The sequence below is a fragment of the Micromonospora sp. NPDC049359 genome, from assembly GCF_044466585.1.
Classification (GTDB): domain Bacteria; phylum Actinomycetota; class Actinomycetes; order Mycobacteriales; family Micromonosporaceae; genus Micromonospora.
In genome coordinates this window covers 596,733-614,392 of the sequence record NZ_JBITMW010000001.1, presented here as the reverse complement: position 1 = coordinate 614,392, position 17,660 = coordinate 596,733, and the positions used below count along the sequence as shown (strand labels likewise).

Below are 17,660 nucleotides of genomic sequence, written 5' to 3'. Positions count from 1 at the left end.
TCGGGAGGCGGCCGTTTTGCCGGCCCGACTGTGACCCTGCGGGGGGTCAGACGACCGGGCTGATGTCGACGATGGTGGCCGGGATGCCGGGGCCACAGTCGGCGGCCGGGTCGGCGGGGCCGATGGTCACCCGGACCGTCGTACCGACGGTGAAGGTGCCCTTGCCGATGCCGTGCAGCGCGTACTGCCGGCCGTCGTCGGTGACGAGGCCGTAGCAGGGGCCGTCGCCGCCCCGGTTGATCCGGCCGGCCAGGGCGTTGGCCCGCCGGGCGTCGGTCGGCTTGCGCGGTGGTCCGGTCGGCGGGCGCAGGGTGGGCAGCGGGACGCGTGAGCGCGCCGGGCGGCCGGCGGGAGCCGACGGCGTGGCCCCGCTTCCGGTCGGCGCGGCGGAGGCCGGTGGTGGGCTGGTCGCCGGGGTGCCGGACGGGGTCGGTTCGGCGGACACGGTGCCTCCTTCGTTCCGCGTTCCGGCGCAGCCGGCCAGCGCAAACAGGACGGTCAGGCCGGCGCCGGTCAGAGTGGTGCGGGTTCGCGGTCGCACGGGTGATCGGACGCGCGCCACCCGGTCAGGGTTCCCCGGAACGGGCGATGCCCGGGCAGGTGACCTGCCCGGGCATCGCCGTGGTACGGGTGGTGCCGGATCGAGGGATCAGTTGAAGCGGACGGTGGTGTTGATGCCGTCCTGCGACAGAACCTGGATCGTCCGGCCGGTGGCCGGGAGCTTGACGCCGTGGTTCGGCAGCTCCGGGAACCAGTACTGCTGGGTGTCGTCGAACAGCGGCTGCGCCGCCTGGCCACGGACGTAGTTGGCCTGGCTGTTGATGTGCAGCGTGAACGAGTCCGCCTTCTTCAGGCTGAACGGCGCGTCGTAGACCTGGACGCGGGCCCGCCAAGGGGCGCCGGTCAGGTTGTACAGCGGCCGCGGGTGGGCGTCGATGATCATGTTCCGACCCTCACCCGGGTGCGCGAACGTGTCGTTGTCCGACCACCGCAGGTTCCAGTACGAGATCAGCAGACCCTCCTGGTACGCGTAGTGGTCCACGTAGTCCGGGCGGGTGTTCTGGTAGCCGAAGTAGTACGGGCCGGTCTTGAGGTACTTGTCGTACGAGGTGTACGACCGGGTGCCGGCGATGTAGAAGTTGTCGAACGCCTTGGTGTAGGTGGCCCCGGCGATCTCGAACAAACCGGTGAAGGTCCAGCCGTTGGCACCGTTCTCGGCACCGTCGGTGAACACGGTCTGGCCGTCGGCGGTCACGGTGATCGCGTCACCGTAGAAGCCGCCCCGGGAGACGCCGCCGTCGGTCTGGTAACGCAGCCGGAACTGCACGACCTTGCCCGCCACCGAGTTCATCGGGATGTTGACGTCGACCCACTTGCCGGCGCTGGAACCGTCCAGGGCGAAACGCCCGGGAGAGATCTCCTTCAGCGGCTTGCCGTTGACGGTGCCGGGCAGGGTCGCCCAGGTCTTGCCGCCATCGGCCGACGCCTCGAAGAACAGGTAGTCGAAGTTGGATTCGATGTTGTAGCGGCCCTTCATGGTCAGGGCGGCCGACGACTTCCCGGTGAAGTCCAAAGTCCGGGTCATCGTGCTGTTGATGTTGTCGTCGTTGCCCGTGAAGAACTGCTTGCTGCCCTCGAACGGCGCGCCGTTCGAGAAGGTGTAGTCACGGTCGGGGAGTACGACGACGGCGGCCTGCGCCTCGGGCGAGTTGTACTCCTGTGGGCCGAGAACCACATCGCGCTTCTCGCCCAGCCCGAGCGTGTCGTAGTCGAGCCAGCCGAGCTGGAACTTGTTCCACGCGCCGAGGTCGCCGCCACGCTCGCCGATGCCGCCGTCGTTCTTGGCGCCGAGTCGGCTCTGGGCCATCAGGGTCCAGTGCTCGTTGTTGTTGTCGCCACCGTTGATGACGTTGTAGTCGTCCGGCAGGCCGAGGTCGTGGCCGTACTCGTGGTAGAAGACGCTCCGGCCACCGTTCTCCGGCTGGATGGTGTAGTCACCGATCCAGACACCGGTGTCGCCGATCTCGGTGCCGCCGCCCGGGAAGGTCTCCGGGCCGGTGCTGCCCTGGTCCGAGGCGTAGGCGTACCAGCGGTGGCTCCAGATGGCGTCCTCACCCTGGTTCGGGTCGCCGTCGGCCTGGTCGCCGCCGGAGTGGACGATCTGGAAGTGGTCGATGTAGCCGTCCGGCTCGTTGAAGTCGGCGTCACCGTCGTAGTCGTACCGGTCGTACTGGTCCATCGACTTCACGTCGGCGGCGATCTGCGCGTCGGTGCGGCCGGCGGCCTTCTGGTCGAGGACCCACTGGTTGGCGGCGTCCCGGACCAGTTCCCAGGTGTTGTCGCAGACGTTGCTGTCGCAGACCGCCGGGTCGTTGGCCGGGTTGGTGGTGTCGTCGTCGGCGATCGGGTCGTCGGACCGGCCGTACCGGGCCTCGTTGTACTTGACCTTGACCCAGTCGGTGACCTCGCCCTCGACGCTGTAGCGACCAGAGGACTGGGCCTCGTAGTACTGCTTCAGCGACTCGTCGCCGGGGTTGGTGCCGAAGTAGAGCTGCCGGTAGTGGTCGGCGTTGTAGTCCGGCTGCCAGACGGTGGAGTTGTCCACGGCCCGGTTGGGCGCCGGGATCTGGTTGTGCAGCGGCCCGTCGAACTTGGTCGGCCCCGCGGTGTCGGGGTCGATGCTCTTGTCCGGGAAGTCCGGGTGCCGCTCGTTGCCGAACTCGGCAAGGATCACGAAGATCTTGTCGGTCCGCTCGCGCGAGAGTTCGACGTACTGGTCCTCGGTCTGAGCCGTGCCCGCCCCGGTGGTGCGGGCGGCGGCCCCGTCGGCCTGGGTCTTGCCGACCTTGACGACGGTGCTGCCGTTGACCTTCTGTGCCTTTGCCTCGCCGGTGAGGACCTTGCTGAGGCCCTCCTGGCGCAGCGCTCGCCGCTTGTCCTCCAGCGGGTTCGGCAGGTCGTGGTCGGCAAGGGCGGGCTCGGCGACCGACGGAGCGGCCGTCGGCAACTTCGGCTGCGGCGCGGCACTGGCGGACGGTCCGAACGCCAGCCCCGTCGCCGTCAGTGAAAGCCCGAGCAGACCCACTGCGACTTTGCGCACGTGGTACCTCCGGTGTGAGGGAACCGACCCAACGGGGGTACGGGCCGGTGATAGATCGATCCCACTAGTGGGACCATTGGTGAACATAGACACTGCTGCGACGGGTGGGAAGACGCACGCGTCGATTTGTTGCAAGATTTTGTTGGGAATGCTTTTCACCGTCACACCCCCGTGCTTCATCTGCGCTCGAGTCAGGGCGGACCGGACGGCGACATCCGCAACGATGAATTTCGATCAATAAGATCAGATGAAACGACAGTGGGGCCGGTGGCGTTCCCGCCACCGGCCCCACCATCAGTTGCCGAACCCGTTAAACCGTCACTTCGTCGCCGGGGTGACGTAGATCGTGGCGGACGAGTTGTCCTTCGCCGCCTTACGGATCGTCAACGAGACGCCGTTCTGCACGCCCGCGTCGGCCGGGTTGCCCGTGCCGAGCACGATCGCGCCGCCGCCCAGCGTCACGCCGTAGTAGTCCGGCGCCGGGCTACCGTCCGGGTTGGTCACCCGGGTGGTGTACGGCGCGTTGCCACGCGACGGGATCACGACGGAGGCGTCGTTGTCCCGGGCGTACGCGGCACCGTCGCGGATCTCGATGCCCGGGTACCAGCCCTTGGCGTCGGTGAAGCCCTTCACCGGCGGCAGGGCCTTGAACTTCGTGCAGTACGCGCTGTACGGCTCGCCCGCCGCCTCCAGGCACTCCGTGAAGGGGTACGTCTTCTGGAGCGTGAAGGCCGCGTTCGACGACTGCGGACGGCTGGGCAGGTTGTCCGTCACCGACGGGTCCTTCTCGGCCGCCGTGCCGGTACGCCGGTACGGCTCGTTGTGCGAGTCGACGATGAGCAGCCCGCCCTTGGCGCCGTAGCTCGGCAGCGAGGTCATCTGACCGGTGACGTGGTTGACGTCGCCCAGCGCGCTGTCCCGGTACCACACCAGCATGCCCGGCGCGTTGTAGGAGATCCGGTCGACCTTCCACGCGTCGCGCGAGTAGATGGTGTCGTAGGCGTACTTCAGGCCCTTGTCGAAGCCGTCGAAGTTGCGCCACTCGGCCAGGTAGTACTGCGCGTGCACCTCGGTGCCGCCGGAGACCTTCCAGCCCGCGCCGGTGGTGTCGACGAAGGTGCCGCCACTGGTCGTCCAGCCGTTGGCGCCGCCCTCGACGTCGTCACTCCATACGGTGGCGCCGCCGCCGGTGACCGAGAAGTCGTCGACGAACCAGTTGCGCTCCTCGAACGCCTCATCGGTGGCCAGGCGCAGTCGCACCTGCACGGTCTGGCCCGCGTACGCCGACAGGTCGACGTAGTCGTGACGCCAGCCGTCGGTGCTGCCGGTCAGGCCGTACTTCTTGCCACCGAAGTCGTTCATCCGGCCGTTCGGGTCACCGTAGTTGTCCGGCGTCGTGACGACCGTGCCGTCCTCGGCGTACACCTTCTGCTCGGACCAGGTGGTGCCACCGTCGGTCGACAGCTCGAGGAAGCCGTAGTCCCAGTCCTCTTCGATGATGTAGTTGTTCCACATCCAGAACTTGGAGTCCGCGGCGTTGGGCACGTCCACCGAGCGGCTCAGCTTGACGTCGGCCCAGCTCTGGTCGTTGTTGCTGTGCCACATCTTGGTGCCGCTGTGCGGGGTGGCCAGCACGGTCACCTTGTCCGGCAGGTCGACCTTGATGCCGTCCTCGGCGTCGATCGGCGTACGCGAGGTCTGCCCGAGCTTGACCTCGCGCGGGTTGGAGCCCGGACGGATGGTCAGCGGGTCGGCCCAGCCGAGCACCCACTTGTCCCAGATGCCCATGTGCGTCGGCAGCGCCTGGAAGATCTCACCCGAGTGCGATCCGGAGGCCATCAGGTCCCAGAAGTCCACGTCGGAGTCGGCGTTGCCGGAGGTGTCGTAGAGGTCCGGCAGACCGAGGTCGTGACCGAACTCGTGGGCGAAGACGCCGACGCCGGCGTCCTCCGGCTGCACGATGTAGTTCGACACCTTCAGGCTGGTGCCCGGGATGGTGAAGCCACCCGGCACCGAGGAGGAGTGCGCCCACACGGCGTACGTGCCCTGGCTGCCGCCGCCGCTCGACTTGCCCTTGCCGGCGTGCACCAGCACGAGGTGGTCGATCACGCCGTCCGGCTCGAAGAGGTTGCCGTCACCGTCGCGGTCGGCCTGGTCTTCCTTGTCGTAGTCGGCCCACGGGAAGGTCGGGTCCTTGGCGGCGAGCGCCTCGATCGCGTCGCCGGCCAGCCGGCTCGCGCCGGCCGGGTTGTCCGGGTGGCCGTTCATCGACTGCTCCCGGCCGGGCACCCAGTTGCCGTTCTCGTCCTGGGTGCAGCGGTTGGCCGCGTACCAGCCCTCGGAGTGCGGCACGGTGATCCACGGGCTGGCCTGCCCGTCGACCGTGTACGCGTTCTTGGACATCTCCAGGTACATGTTGTGCATCGTGCGACCGGAGATGTCGATGCCCTTCTTGCCGTCCGGGCCCTTGAGGTCCTTGCGGACCCGCTCGGTGATGCCCTTCTTGCTGTACAGCATCTTGTTGTAGTGCGACGGCGAGAAGTCCGGCACCCACATCGAGTTGTTGTCCTCGTGCTCGAGGCGCGAGGGGTCCGGGATCTTGTTGTGCTTCGGCCCGTTCTGCACGGTGCCGGGAACGCAGGTCCGGTCCTCGAACACCGTCTTCGGGACCATCACGTTGGTGAAGTCGTCGTTGGCCTTGTCGTTGAACTCGACCAGCAGCGTCAGCAGCTTCGCCGTCTGCGTGTTGGGCGCCTGCTTGATCTGGCGCGGGCTCTTGCCCGTCTTGATCGACTTGGCCTCGATCTGCGCGAGCTGGCGGGCCGTCACCGGGTTGCCCCGCGCGTGCTTCTGGTCGAACGCGCGGGCGTCGTCGACCTTGGGGGTGTAGACGCCGTTCTTGCCCTTGACCTCACGGCCGGAAGTGTCCGGCTGGACCTCGGGCTCGGCGTAGTTGATGTAGTACTCGTCAGCCCCGATCACCGCCCGGGGGGTGGTGGACGGCTGTGCCGCCGCACTGCCACTCACGGTCAGTGACGTGGCCGCGAGGGCGATGACGGGTAGCGCGACGAGTAGTCGTCGACGCGACCCCGGTTGGGAGTTTCTGTTCATGCCGCTCCGTTTCTCGGGCATGGGCGAGGGAAGCCGGCGGACTCCGTGCACGCAGCGTCGCGTCGAGGGCCAGCCGACCTTCGTGAAACTAAATGAGAATCCGGCCGAACGGCGGGAACGTGATGCAGGCGTTATCCGTCGGACCGTCGGCCGGTGGTACGCCCGACGGTCAAAGTCCACAAAAGACGACGGTGGGTGACGGTCCGTGCGGACCATCACCCACCGATCGGGGTACGTCTGTCGTCAGTACTCGTCGGACTTCGCGCCACTCATCCCGGAGGAGATCAGCTCCATCACCGAGGAGTCCTGCAGGGTGGTGACGTCGCCGAGCGACCGGTTCTCGGCCACGTCCCGCAGCAGCCGACGCATGATCTTGCCGGAGCGGGTCTTCGGCAGCTCCGGCACCAACATGATCTGCCGCGGCTTGGCGATCGGGCCGAGCGTCTTCGCCACGTGGTTGCGCAGGTCCGCGATGAGCTGCTCACCCGCCTCGCCGGCGATGTCCGTGCTGCCGCGCGGGATGGCGAACGCCACGATCGCCTGGCCGGTGGTCGGGTCGGTCGCGCCCACCACCGCCGCCTCGGCCACCGACGGGTGCGACACCAGCGCCGACTCGACCTCGGTCGTCGAGATGTTGTGCCCGGACACCAGCATCACGTCGTCCACCCGACCAAGCAGCCAGATGTGCCCGTCGTCGTCCTTCTTCGCGCCGTCGCCGGCAAAGTACATCCCCTCGAACCGCGACCAGTACGTCTCGAGGAACCGGTCGTCGTCACCCCAGATGGTGCGCAGCATCGACGGCCACGGCTCACGCAGCACCAGGTAGCCGCCACCACCGTTCGGCACCGACTGACCCTGGTCGTCCACCACGTCGGCGACGATGCCCGGCAGCGGGGCCATCGCCGAGCCCGGCTTCGTCGCCGTCACCCCCGGCAGGGGGGAGATCATGATGGCGCCGGTCTCGGTCTGCCACCAGGTGTCCACGATGGGCAGCTCACCCCGGCCGACGTGCTGCCTGTACCACATCCACGCCTCGGGGTTGATCGGCTCACCGACGCTGCCGAGGAGCCGCAGCGACGACAGGTCGAACCCGGCCGGGATGTCCTCGCCCCACTTCATCATCGTCCGGATCAGCGTCGGCGCGGTGTACAGGATGCTCACCCGGTACCGGTCGACGATCTCCCAGAACCGGCCCTTGTGCGGGGTGTCCGGGGTGCCCTCGTACATGACCTGGGTCGCGCCGTTGGAGAGCGGGCCGTACACGATGTAGGAGTGGCCGGTGACCCAGCCGATGTCGGCGGTGCACCAGTAGACGTCCGTCTCCGGCTTCAGGTCGAAGACCGCGTGCGTCGTGTACGACGCCTGCGTCAGGTAGCCGCCGGTGGTGTGCAGGATGCCCTTCGGGCGGGCCGTGGTGCCGCTGGTGTAGAGGATGAACAGCGGGTGCTCGGCGTCGAACGGCTGCGCCGTGTGCTCGGCCGACGCGGTCTCGACCGTCTCGTGCCACCAGTGGTCCTTCTCCGACCAGGCCACGTCCTCGCCGGTGCGGCGGACGACGAGCACGTGCTCCACCGACGGGCAGCTCGCCACCGCCTCGTCCACGGTCGGCTTCAACGCCGACGGCTTGCCCCGCCGGTAACCACCGTCGGCGGTGATCACCACTTTGGCGCTGGCGTCCTGGATACGGTTGCTCAACGAGTCCGCCGAGAACCCGCCGAACACCACGCTGTGCGCCGCGCCGATCCGGGCGCAGGCCAGCATGGCCACCGCCGCCTCCGGGATCATCGGCAGGTAGATCGCCACCCGGTCGCCGGCGGTCACGCCCAGGTCGGTGAGCGCGTTCGCCGCGCGGCAGGTCAGCTCGTACAGATCGGCGTACGTGAGAGTCCGCGTGTCGCCCGGCTCGCCCTCCCAGTGGATCGCGACCTTGTCCCCGCGGCCCGCCTCGACGTGCCGGTCCAGACAGTTGTACGCCACGTTGAGCTGCCCGCCGACGAACCACTTCGCGAACGGCGGGTTCGACCAGTCGAGCACCTCGTCCCACTTCTTCGCCCAGGCCAGCCGGTCGGCCTGCTTCGCCCAGAAGGCGAGCCGGTCGGCCTGCGCCTCGGCGTACGCGTCGACGGTGACGTTGGCGTGCGCGGCGAGCTCGGCCGGCGGGGGGAACTGGCGCGTCTCGTTCAGCAGATTGGCCAATGCCTCGCTCATGCCGTGACTCCTCGTCCTCGGGGTGACCTGCGTCTCGATGGGCACGAGGGTAGTCGCGGGTCCCCCGGCCGGCGACCGCTGCCCACCCCGTCGCGCCGAGCGGCCCCCGCCACGCGCCCGACGGCCCGGCGTAGCGGGTGCGCGCGCCGGCGCGGGTCGCTTGATCGACACGAGATCGCCGAAGTGGGGTGTTCGGGCCGCCTTGATAGCCCCACTTCGGTGAAGTCGTGTCGATCTTGCCGGCCGGCGGCCGGGTGGCCCGGGTCGCGTTGCGGGCGGGTGTGGGCCGATCAGCCCGCTGGGATCGCTAGCGTGGCGGGGTGACCACCGACCCGCTCGCCCCGCTGCTCGCGCTCGCCGACATCGCGCCCGCCGTCGACCGGGCCCGCGAACACTTCGACCGGGCGCTCGGGCACCGCGCGCTGCGCCGCAGCGGCGGCCAGGTCGCGGCCGAGGTCGGCCTCCGCTCGGCGGTGGCCAGCGCCGCGCTCGAAGGGGCCGTGCACGAGCGCGAGGAGGTACGCGCCGGCACCGTCACCGAGCCGGTGCTCCAGGGGGCGCTACGGGTCGCCGGGGCCCTGCCCGGTCTGAGCGAACTCTGGCCGAAGGCGCCCCGGCAGGCCCTCGCCCGGCTGCACGTCCTCGCCGCCCGGGACATCGTGCCGGAGGCCGAGCTGGGTCGTCCGGTCGCCGATCCGGTGGTCGCCGCCCGCCTCGACGGGTTGGCCGGGCTGGTGGCCGGCGGGACGAAGGTCTCCCCGCTGGTGCTCGCCGCCGTCGTACACGGAGAACTGCTCAACCTACGTCCGTTCGCCGGACCGTCCGGGGTGGTGGCGCGCGGCGCCGCCCGGCTGGTGCTGCTCGCCAGCGGCCTCGACCCGCGCGGGCTGCTCGCCGTGGACGTCGGTCACGCCGAACGCGAGCCCGAGTACGTCGGCGCGGCCGGCGCGTTCGCTACCGGCACCCCGGACGGGCTGCGCTCCTGGCTGCGCCACTACATGACGGCCGTCGAGGTCGGCGCCGACCAGCTCACCACCATCGGCGACGACATTCTCGCCGCCGCGTGAGCGGTGGCTCAGTCCCGCCGCGTCGCCCGGTTGACCTTGGCCTGTAGCGCGCGGCGGGCGATCGGCCCCAGATCGTCGACGATCTCCATGAGGAGCGCGAGCTGGTCGAGCGCGGCCATCGCCCGGTCCGCGCCGGCCGGGTCCACCCCGTCGTAGAGTTCCAGCCCGATGAACGCGGCCGAGACCGCGCGAGCCAGGCCGGGCACGTCGGCCACCTCGGCGAACGGTGACCCGGCGAGCAGCCTCCGCAGGACCTGCTCGATCTCGTCCACCCAGAGTTGGAGCGCACCGGCGGTGGGGGCGGCCATCCGCTGGTCCGCCTGTGCGCCCGCCAACATCTGGGCCAGGAAGGTGACGTTGCCGAGTTGCCGTTCCTCCTCGTGCAGCGCCCGCCCGACCGCGAGCAGCTCGCGCAGCGAACCGGCCGAGGCCAGCCGCGCCGACCAGTGCTCGACCCGCTCGGCGGTGCTGACCCGGCAGGCCGCCGCGAGCAGGTCGTCCACCGTGCCGAAGTGGTAGAAGACCAGCGCCTGGTTCACGCCGGCGGCGGCGGCGATGGTGCGGGCCGAGACGCCGGCGATGCCGTGCTCCCGGATGGCGGCGATGGCGCCGTCGAGGAGACGCTGCTTGGTGTCGGACATGGCTCTCCTCTCGGACGGGCCGGATGCGGCGGTGCGATCATCGCATCGGTGAGCAGTTGAGCCAGCCAGGTGACCCCGGGCAGCCGTAACGTCCAGCCGACCAGAGCCCAACCGAGATGGATGTGTTCGAGCGATCGGGCGACGGCGGCCACCCCCCGTTCCCGGTGGCCGTCGCCGCCCACGTACTCCGCCCGCCACAGCACGCGCTCGTGCTCCCGGGCCGCCCGGATCCGCAGGCCGACCGGATGCCGCCGGGCCAGCATCCGCCAGGTGGCCGCGCAGGGTCCGCAGTCGTCGTCCAGCCAGAGCACGGCCGGCTCTTGCGAGGGGTACGGCCGCCAGCGGGGCCACCAGTCGCGTACCTGCCGTCGGTAGGACCGCCAGGAATCGCCGTACCGCGTGCGCAGGTCGTGTTGCTCGTGTGGCCCGGCCACCGCCGCGCTGAAGGCCGTCGCCGACACCGCCCCCAGCGCCAGGGCGACGCTCCCGGTGACCGCCGCGGTGAACAGCAACAGCGCCACGGCGACGAGCTGCATCGGGTTGGCCAGGTACGCGTACGGGCCGGTGGTGACCAGCCGCCGCGGCGGATCCCACGGATAGGGCGTACCGCCGCCCCGGACGGCGAACTCCGCGACGGCGGCCAGCGCCGGCACGGCCACCAGCAGGGCCAACTGCGCGACGACCAGGATTCCGGTGCGGTCCAGCGCGATGAGGCCGGCCCATGACCCGTCGCCGACCTCGAACGCCAGGGTGGGGACGAACCAGAGCAGCAGGGCCGCGAAGACGCCAACCTGCAGGAGGGTCCGTGCGCCCAGGTGCCGGCGGTCGGCGCAGAGGCGACCGAGCAGTTGAGCGGGCAGCGCCACCGCGAACAGGCCGACGACCTCCCCGACGAGCCAGTGCGGACCGAGGCTGACCAGCGGGTGCAGCGCCGGCATCGCCACCGCGTCGACCCAGAGGAGCAGACCCAGCGCGACCGGCAGCGGCAGCGCCCGCCGGAGCAGCACCGGCAACGGGCCCCAGAGGGCCGCCCAGCCGATCCAGAGGTCCACCGGCATTCCCCGGTACGCGCCGTCGACCGGAGCGAAGGCGTACCAGCCGGTGCGGCGGGCGACCTCGTGCAGCGCCGCGATGCCGATCCCGGCGGCCAGGAACGCCAGCAGCCCCGCGGCCCGGACGGACCGGTCCCGCTCCCGAGCGCCGACGGCCAGCACGGCGGCCAGCGGCACGGCGAGGCTCAGCCAGCGGGCGACGGTCATTCGAGCGCCAGCATGTCGAGCAGGTGCCCCACTCCGGCGCCGAGCAGCACCTGCTGGATCGGCCCGAAGTACCAGGACGGGTCGAGGCCCCGCGTGTAGTCGACCCGGACCCGGATCTCGGTGTGCCCGGGGTCGACCGCCCGCCAGCTCAGCTCCGCGTGCCGCCAGGTGAACCAGCGCGCGGTGATGGAGCTGTCCTCGACGAAGTCGAAGCCCACCTGCCCCGGCGCGGCGCTCTCCACCTCGGCGAGCAGGTGGCCGCCCGGTCCGTGCGCGCTGCCGTGGTAACCGAACATCCACCGGTCGCCGATGTCGAGCCCGTCGCCGGTGACCTGTCCGGGCGTCGGTACGCCGAGGAGCCGCAGCGGCACCGACCGGACGTCGGTCGGGCGGGGACCGGCAGTGAGACGTTCGGCCACCTGGTCCACCGGGAGCCCGACGACCCGGGTCACCTCGACCGTCTGGTCCGGAGCCACCCGGGGAGCGATGCCCGTGCCCTCCAGGCCGGGCAGGAGCAGCAGGGGGACGGCCACGACGACGTACGGGCGGTTCGCCTCCCGCAGGGCGCGGATCAGCGCGGTGGTCCCGTGCGCCACCGCGTAGACCAGCGGGGCGGCCAGCAGGACACAGATCGCGCCCTCGTGCAGGGCCACCGACGCCAGGAGCAGGGCCATCGTGGTGGCCGTGAAGACCCGCCCGTGAGCCGACCGGCGGGGTGCGAGCGCGAGGGCGGCGGCCAGGAGCACCGGGAGCGCGACGAAGAGCACCGCGCTGTCGGCTCGGCCCTGCCGCACCACCACGACGAAGACGACCGCTCCGAAGAGGGTGATCAACCCGGCCAGGATCCAGTGCGCCCTCGTTCTGCGTGGTGTCGGTGCGCTGTCGTCGGTCATGCGAATCTCCCCGTCTTGAGCGGTCGCTCAAATGGAGGGTACGTCTTTTTGAGCGACCGCTCAATACGGCGTGGGACCGGGGATAATGAACTGTGTCGGATAGGCGACTGTCGACGATGCCGGTGGCACCGTGAAGGGTGAGCGCCGAGAGAGCGGATGCCTACCGAGGGTGGCGTCTCCGGCGAGAGTGGAGGCCGTGCGTCGCCCGGACGGGCTCGGTCAGGCCGTGGCGGCGGCGCGCGTGCGGCGGTGCCGGCCGTACCAGGCGATGCCGATCGCCACTCCCACACCGACCCCCAGCGCGGCCGCCGCCACCGGGACGGCCGGCCGCTCCCGCCAACGGCGGCCCAGCGGAATCGGATGCCGGAACTCCAGCACCGGCCAGGCGTTCTCCGAGGCCAGCTTGCGGAGCTGCCGGTCCGGGTTGACCACGCTCGGGTGCCCCACGCACTCCAGCAGGGGACGATCGCTGTACGAGTCGGAGTAGGCGTACGAGTCGGCCAGGTCGTAGTCCCGGGCGGCGGCCAACTCGGTGACCGCCTCGACCTTGCTCGGGCCGGCCGCGTAGAACTCGACCTCACCGCTGTAACGGCCGTCCCGCACCGTCATCCGGGTGGCGATCACGTCGGTCACCCCGAGCAGCTCGCCGATCGGGCGGACCATCTCCTCGCCGGACGCCGACACCAGCACCACGTCCCGCCCGGCCGCCTGGTGCTCCTCGATCAGGGCGGCGGCCTCGGCGTACACATAGGGGTTGATCAGCTCGTGAAGCGTCTCCGCGACGATCTGGCGGACCTGTTCCACCTGCCAACCCTTGCAGAGCGCGGCCAGGTAGTCCCGTGTTCGGGCCATGGTCTGCTCGTCGGTGCCGCCCAGCCGGAACATCAGCTGCGCGTACGCCGACTTGACCACGTCACGCCGAGTGATCAGCCCGTCCCGGTAGAACGGCCGACCGAACGCCAGGGCGCTCGACTTGGCGATGACGGTCTTGTCCAGATCGAAGAAAGCGGCACTTCGGCCCACGGCGCGAAAGTCTAGCCGGATGGTCTATCGTCGGCGGGTGCCCGGGGTCAGGCCACCCCTTGGACCTGCGGACGGGCGCCCCCACCACCGCTCAGCGTGACCGTGCTCACATTCGGCGAGGAGATTTTCGCGCTGAGTGGAGTGAACACCACTCGACGTGACGGGCCCGCTCAGGCAGACTTGTCCGCACGACGTGCTTTCACATACCCGAAACAGACAGGCCCTCGGCGGTTGCACCCCCCGTGACCGCTGAGTGGTTCGGCTCGACCCCCCCGGAGCCGAACCGTTGACGACCCCCGTCTCCCCCCGACGGGGGTCGTCCCTTTGCAGGGAGCGCTCCCGGCCTGGTGACGCCTTGGCCGAAGTTGCTCCGCCGTCGGCTCAGGGCGGATCGACGAAGGCTGGTCAGTTGCAGCGCCGTCGGCCTCGCACCCAGTTGAGCCCTGCGCAGGCCCGACAGCTCATCGTCGAGCCCATCGGCGTAGGCCCCGGGGAAACGACCTCCTCGCCGTGGCCACACAACGCGCCCGCCAGTACGCCATGCTCGCCGCCGAAGCCACCTCCCCGGCGGCCATCGCCCAGCCGCCGAGGCCATTGCTCAGGAGAACTTGGTGTTCCACTAATCGCATTGAATGAAGCGGCGGGAGAGATCCACGCGGTGGGTAGAGGGCCAATCTGAGCAGGCGTGGTCGCAACGTGTGAAGGCGGACGGAACATCGGTGTGGCGGAACCGAAGCCGACCGAACCGGATCGAGCAGGCCGTGGACGCCGGTGGCCAGGCTCGGGTTGGGGGATGCGGTCCGCGGGACCTGACGTGGGCGAGGTTGAGGCCAGCGAGAAGGCAGCAAGAGTGCCAACGCCTGAGGACACCACTGGTAGGTGCGGGCATAGCAGCCATGCTCGACGGCACACCGGACGGTACTGGATGGAAGGCGATAACGCCGCGGTCCCGCGTTCGGGACGAAAAGAGCTCTGTCAACGAGAGATCCCCGGAGCTTGACATCGATAGGAGGATCGGGATGGCATGAGAAGTGCCGTGCCTGTGAAGTTTCGATCGCTGAAGGGCTGACTTAGACCATGAGTACTGTCAGGCGCAGCTTCCGCAAACGCCATCAATGGCACGCGTGGTCGGGTGAGTTCGCGGATCTTGAGCGTCTAGGGAGAATTGTCGAAGATTTGTACTCAACTTGGCTGAAAGAGCGTGAATACGAGGAGGGGCAGACGGGAGAGGTTGCTGAAGCGACCGGGGTCATTAATCTTGCCGGAGTTCCAGGTGGTGCTTCTGTCGGCGATGGCAACGAGACATATCCCTTTGTGGGATTAATTGTTGAAGACGAGGACGAGGTTTCGGGACCGATTTTTGAGGTTCTCCCCGAGGTTGATCGAAGAAGCGTCGTAGGCCTGAAGTTTGTGGCCACCCTTCGGCCGTCGGAGCGTTTGAGCGTTACTTTTGCTCGAAATGCTAATGAAGCAGTTATTGTTGAGGTTTCCTCGCGGAGGACGGGGTGGGCCAAGCAGGCTTATGCCCGACTGGCGGACGAGATAGAGAAGGGTGTGCCGCGTTGGGCATCGTTGCGTTCGGAGAACTCCAGGCCCCGTCTCGCAATATTGGCGGCGACGGCTACCGCGGTCTTTGTTGGCCTGGTGTTGCCGAAGTCGAGCGGATTGGAAATCCGGACCTCGGTCGGAGCCTTTGCATTTAGTCTGACGTGGCCAATTTTTTATATAGAACGCCTGCACAAGTGGATATTCCCCGGCTTTGAATTGGTGGGAGAGGGAAGTCAGTCATCTGGTTCCCGCCGTTTAGTGACTTTATTCCTGCTGGGTGCATCGATACCGATCGGAGTTCTAGTAAATGTTGTCTCCTAGCGCGATTTGGAGTCTGTGGAAGTTTGCGGGCGTGGACTAGGCGCTTCGACGGCTTCGGTGCCTGTCTGACGACGGTGACCGGGCCAACGGCAAGGCGCGTAGTGCCAGTGCGGCAGCGAAGCCACGGCAGCTGCTCGATGCGTGTCAGCTACCCACGGCGCCGCTGGTACTGCAACGGCAGTCACCTCGCTTTCCGGTGAACGGTGCGCCGCAACAGAGAGCGAACGGAATCGTCGGGATGCAGGTCGTGGCATGTGCCCGCGCCCGGCCGCATGGGCCCTGCCATCGCCAAGAGGCCGGACACGACGATGGCCGCCTGGTCGGCCACTTCGAGGCCGACGTCGGCAACATCGTTCTGATTGGCCGTTTTTTCGGCAGGCATGCGGTAGACCAAGTCCGAATGCGTCAGATCGTAGATCGTCGTTGCAATGATGAACGCCGGGCCGAGGAACAAAGAAGCCGACCGCGACGGTCGGTGCGCGTAGAGGCCAACGCGACGCTGACGTAACGACAGGGCCCAGCAGCCACGGGTGCCCTCGACGATCATTGGCCGGACCATACGCAAACCCACGGGTCAGCCGGGGACGCCTGTCACCGGGGTCGACAGCAACGCTGACAGCATCCGGCACGGATCGGGTGACCCGTCGAGGTCACGGATGCAAACCGCGCGGTAATCGTCGAGCCTTTCGCGACACAAGTCCGGGTGGAAGTCGCCGAGGCAGTGGGGGTTCGGGTGGGTCCACCGGGGAAGCGCGACGAGGTCTGGTTCACCAGCCTCTATGCCGCCGAGTACGCGCACATCGTCCGGTACGGCCTGCGCCGCCTCGGCGACGCCGACGCGTCGGCGGAACTCGCGCAGGAGGTGTTCGTCGTCGCGTGGCGGCGGCGTCGGGAGGTGCCGGACCGCAGCCTGCCCTGGCTGTACGGGGTGGCCCGGCGCCTGTTGGCCAACCAGTGGCGCTCCCGGCGGGCCGCACCGGATCTGCTGCCGATCGCGGATGCCGACCTGACGCGGGTGGCCGATCCGTCCGGTGCGGACACGACCGTGGGGGTCGCCGACATCCGGGCCGCGCTGGCGACCCTCAACGACCTCGACCAGGAGATCCTGCGGCTCGTCGGCTGGGAGGAGTTGACGGTGTCCGAGGCCGCGCAGGTCCTCGGCTGCACCCGGGCGACCACGGCGGTGCGCCTGCACCGCGCTCGCCGTCGACTGACCGTGGCGATGTCGAGCCGTCCGGTCCGTCCCCGCCGCCCACTGATGGCGACCACGCGAGAGGAGCTGTGATGTTTTCGGTGGCCCGTACCCGTACCCTCATCGGCCCGGCCGATCCGGCTCGGAGCGCGACCGTCGCACCGCCCTCGGTCGCGGCCCACGAGTTGATCGATCGTGCCGGTGTCGCGGAGGCGGCGGCGCATCGGCGCGTACGCCCGACTCGCCGGCTCGTCCTGACGGCCGGGACGCTCGCGGTGGCGGCCGGCGCGGCGGCCGCGCTGCGTCCGTCCGGCGAGAGCACGCCGGACGTCCCGGTTGGGCCGGGGGACGCGGTGGGGCTGGTGCTCGTGCCGGTCGCCTACCAGTTCGACGCCGACCCGCCGGCTGCCGGCCCGCGGCTGCGCACGCTGGCCAGCAAGATCAAGGACGCGGGGTACGACAACCGCGGCGGGCGCTACATGTACCACCACACGAAGGTGTGGGGTGACCCGGTGATGAGTTCGCCCGACGACCGTTACCACGTCGCCTTTGTCGGCGAGACGAAGGTGTGGCAGGCCGCGGACGGGACCGGCAGCCAGGCCAACACCCAGCTGGAGCCGCAGTACCCCGACGAGAAGTCCCAGGCTTACTGGCGGCGCAAACTCCCGCAGGGCCCGGCCGATTCTGCCGAGTCGTCGCTGATTCCGCTGCCGCCGATGGAGCTGACGCCACCACCGGCCGATCCGGTGCGACTGCGGGAACTGCTCAAGATTGAGTACGGCCCGGGATCGGCGAGCAAGGCGGTCGGCGCGCTCTACGCGCGGTACGTCATACCGCGCGCCACCCGGGCCGAGATCCTGCGCGTCCTCGCCGACCTGCCCGGCCTGCGCTGGCGGGGGCAGGTGACCGACCGCGCCGGTCGGGCCGGTGTCGCGGTCACCTGCGACGACCGGGAACACGACGCCCAGTCCCTCCTGATCTTCGATGCGGACACGGGTGGCCTGCTCGCCCACGAGATGCTGACGCTCACGCCGGTACGGCTCAACGCGTACCAGATGATCATCGACACCGCCTGGACCGACCGCGTCGGCTGACCGGCGATTTCTGGGGCCGCTCTCGCGGGAGCGGCCCTGCGGTGTTTTTGCGGCAGCGCCGCTAGCTGCACGAACACCAGTGCGCATAGCAGATCAACCGTCTCGGCGGGCGTTGTCCACAGGCCCCTGAGTTGTCCACAGGCGGCCGGGTCGAGGGCGTCGTTCGGGGTTCGTCGCGAGCAGGGTCGGCGGTGCATCCGATC

At 69.3% G+C, this 17,660-nt stretch carries 13 protein-coding genes; 4 read left to right on the top strand and 9 right to left on the bottom strand.

The window, feature by feature from the left end:
* Positions 1 to 46: 46 nt before the first annotated feature.
* From ACIBTX_RS02830 to acs, 4 genes are all read right to left on the bottom strand, one after another.
* Positions 47 to 445: a hypothetical protein gene (locus tag ACIBTX_RS02830; protein ID WP_396831963.1), complete on the bottom strand. Its 399-nt coding sequence runs from the start codon at positions 443 to 445 to the stop codon at positions 47 to 49.
* Between the two features lie 204 nt (positions 446 to 649).
* The gene (locus tag ACIBTX_RS02825) at positions 650 to 3,085 is read right to left on the bottom strand and encodes an immune inhibitor A domain-containing protein (protein ID WP_357124636.1); all 2,436 of its coding nucleotides are present in this window, start codon (positions 3,083 to 3,085) and stop codon (positions 650 to 652) included.
* A gap of 333 nt (positions 3,086 to 3,418) precedes the next feature.
* Entirely contained in the window at positions 3,419 to 6,211 is a 2,793-nt protein-coding gene (locus ACIBTX_RS02820; RefSeq protein WP_357123597.1) for an immune inhibitor A domain-containing protein, read from the bottom strand.
* Positions 6,212 to 6,454: 243 nt separating this feature from the next.
* Positions 6,455 to 8,419 carry an acetate--CoA ligase gene (gene acs / locus ACIBTX_RS02815; RefSeq protein ID WP_396831962.1) on the bottom strand — a complete coding sequence of 655 codons (1,965 nt, stop codon included), beginning with the start codon at positions 8,417 to 8,419 and terminating at the stop codon, positions 6,455 to 6,457.
* A 320-nt stretch (positions 8,420 to 8,739) separates the two neighbouring features.
* Here acs and ACIBTX_RS02810 point away from each other — a divergent pair, with 320 nt between their 5' ends.
* Positions 8,740 to 9,486, top strand: coding sequence for an oxidoreductase (locus ACIBTX_RS02810; protein ID WP_357123603.1), 747 nt, complete (start codon positions 8,740 to 8,742; stop codon positions 9,484 to 9,486).
* An 8-nt stretch (positions 9,487 to 9,494) separates the two neighbouring features.
* Here ACIBTX_RS02810 and ACIBTX_RS02805 read toward each other — a convergent pair whose 3' ends face one another.
* From ACIBTX_RS02805 to ACIBTX_RS02790, 4 genes are all read right to left on the bottom strand, one after another.
* Positions 9,495 to 10,127 carry a TetR/AcrR family transcriptional regulator gene (locus tag ACIBTX_RS02805; RefSeq protein ID WP_357123606.1) on the bottom strand — a complete coding sequence of 211 codons (633 nt, stop codon included), beginning with the start codon at positions 10,125 to 10,127 and terminating at the stop codon, positions 9,495 to 9,497.
* Positions 10,022 to 11,386, bottom strand: coding sequence for a methyltransferase (locus tag ACIBTX_RS02800; RefSeq protein ID WP_396831960.1), 1,365 nt, complete (start codon positions 11,384 to 11,386; stop codon positions 10,022 to 10,024). Before ACIBTX_RS02800 ends, ACIBTX_RS02805 begins: the two co-directional genes overlap by 106 nt.
* The gene (locus ACIBTX_RS02795) at positions 11,383 to 12,279 is read right to left on the bottom strand and encodes a hypothetical protein (protein WP_357175960.1); all 897 of its coding nucleotides are present in this window, start codon (positions 12,277 to 12,279) and stop codon (positions 11,383 to 11,385) included. The genes ACIBTX_RS02800 and ACIBTX_RS02795 overlap by 4 nt, the downstream gene beginning before the upstream one ends.
* Before the next feature lie 219 nt (positions 12,280 to 12,498).
* Positions 12,499 to 13,302 carry an HAD-IB family hydrolase gene (locus ACIBTX_RS02790; protein WP_357123615.1) on the bottom strand — a complete coding sequence of 268 codons (804 nt, stop codon included), beginning with the start codon at positions 13,300 to 13,302 and terminating at the stop codon, positions 12,499 to 12,501.
* 1,077 nt (positions 13,303 to 14,379) lie between these two features.
* Between ACIBTX_RS02790 and ACIBTX_RS02785 the strand changes: the two genes are divergently transcribed.
* On the top strand, positions 14,380 to 15,171 hold the full coding sequence (locus ACIBTX_RS02785) for a hypothetical protein (protein ID WP_357123622.1): 792 nt from the start codon (positions 14,380 to 14,382) through the stop codon (positions 15,169 to 15,171).
* A gap of 181 nt (positions 15,172 to 15,352) precedes the next feature.
* Here the strand turns inward: ACIBTX_RS02785 and ACIBTX_RS02780 are convergent, their stop codons facing one another.
* Complete coding sequence (locus ACIBTX_RS02780; protein WP_396831958.1) at positions 15,353 to 15,718, bottom strand: hypothetical protein; 366 nt, start codon at positions 15,716 to 15,718, stop codon at positions 15,353 to 15,355.
* 186 nt (positions 15,719 to 15,904) lie between these two features.
* Between ACIBTX_RS02780 and ACIBTX_RS02775 the strand changes: the two genes are divergently transcribed.
* Together ACIBTX_RS02775 and ACIBTX_RS02770 are read left to right on the top strand one after the other, a co-directional pair.
* Positions 15,905 to 16,456 (top strand): sigma-70 family RNA polymerase sigma factor, encoded by a 552-nt coding sequence (locus ACIBTX_RS02775; protein ID WP_357172022.1) that lies wholly within the window; start codon positions 15,905 to 15,907, stop codon positions 16,454 to 16,456.
* Complete coding sequence (locus ACIBTX_RS02770) at positions 16,456 to 17,457, top strand: CU044_5270 family protein (protein ID WP_357172021.1); 1,002 nt, start codon at positions 16,456 to 16,458, stop codon at positions 17,455 to 17,457. Before ACIBTX_RS02775 ends, ACIBTX_RS02770 begins: the two co-directional genes overlap by 1 nt.
* The last annotated feature ends 203 nt before the right edge of the window (positions 17,458 to 17,660 follow it).

What these genes read in the sequence shown, in the direction of transcription:
- acs (WP_396831962.1), bottom strand. Translation starts at nt 8,419, where the DNA reads ATGAGCGAGGCATTGGCCAATCTGCTGAACGAGACGCGCCAGTTCCCC.
- ACIBTX_RS02820 (WP_357123597.1), bottom strand. Translation starts at nt 6,211, where the DNA reads ATGAACAGAAACTCCCAACCGGGGTCGCGTCGACGACTACTCGTCGCG.
- ACIBTX_RS02805 (WP_357123606.1), bottom strand. Translation starts at nt 10,127, where the DNA reads ATGTCCGACACCAAGCAGCGTCTCCTCGACGGCGCCATCGCCGCCATC.
- ACIBTX_RS02780 (WP_396831958.1), bottom strand. Translation starts at nt 15,718, where the DNA reads ATGATCGTCGAGGGCACCCGTGGCTGCTGGGCCCTGTCGTTACGTCAG.
- ACIBTX_RS02770 (WP_357172021.1), top strand. Translation starts at nt 16,456, where the DNA reads ATGTTTTCGGTGGCCCGTACCCGTACCCTCATCGGCCCGGCCGATCCG.
- ACIBTX_RS02800 (WP_396831960.1), bottom strand. Translation starts at nt 11,386, where the DNA reads ATGACCGTCGCCCGCTGGCTGAGCCTCGCCGTGCCGCTGGCCGCCGTG.
- ACIBTX_RS02785 (WP_357123622.1), top strand. Translation starts at nt 14,380, where the DNA reads ATGAGTACTGTCAGGCGCAGCTTCCGCAAACGCCATCAATGGCACGCG.
- ACIBTX_RS02795 (WP_357175960.1), bottom strand. Translation starts at nt 12,279, where the DNA reads ATGACCGACGACAGCGCACCGACACCACGCAGAACGAGGGCGCACTGG.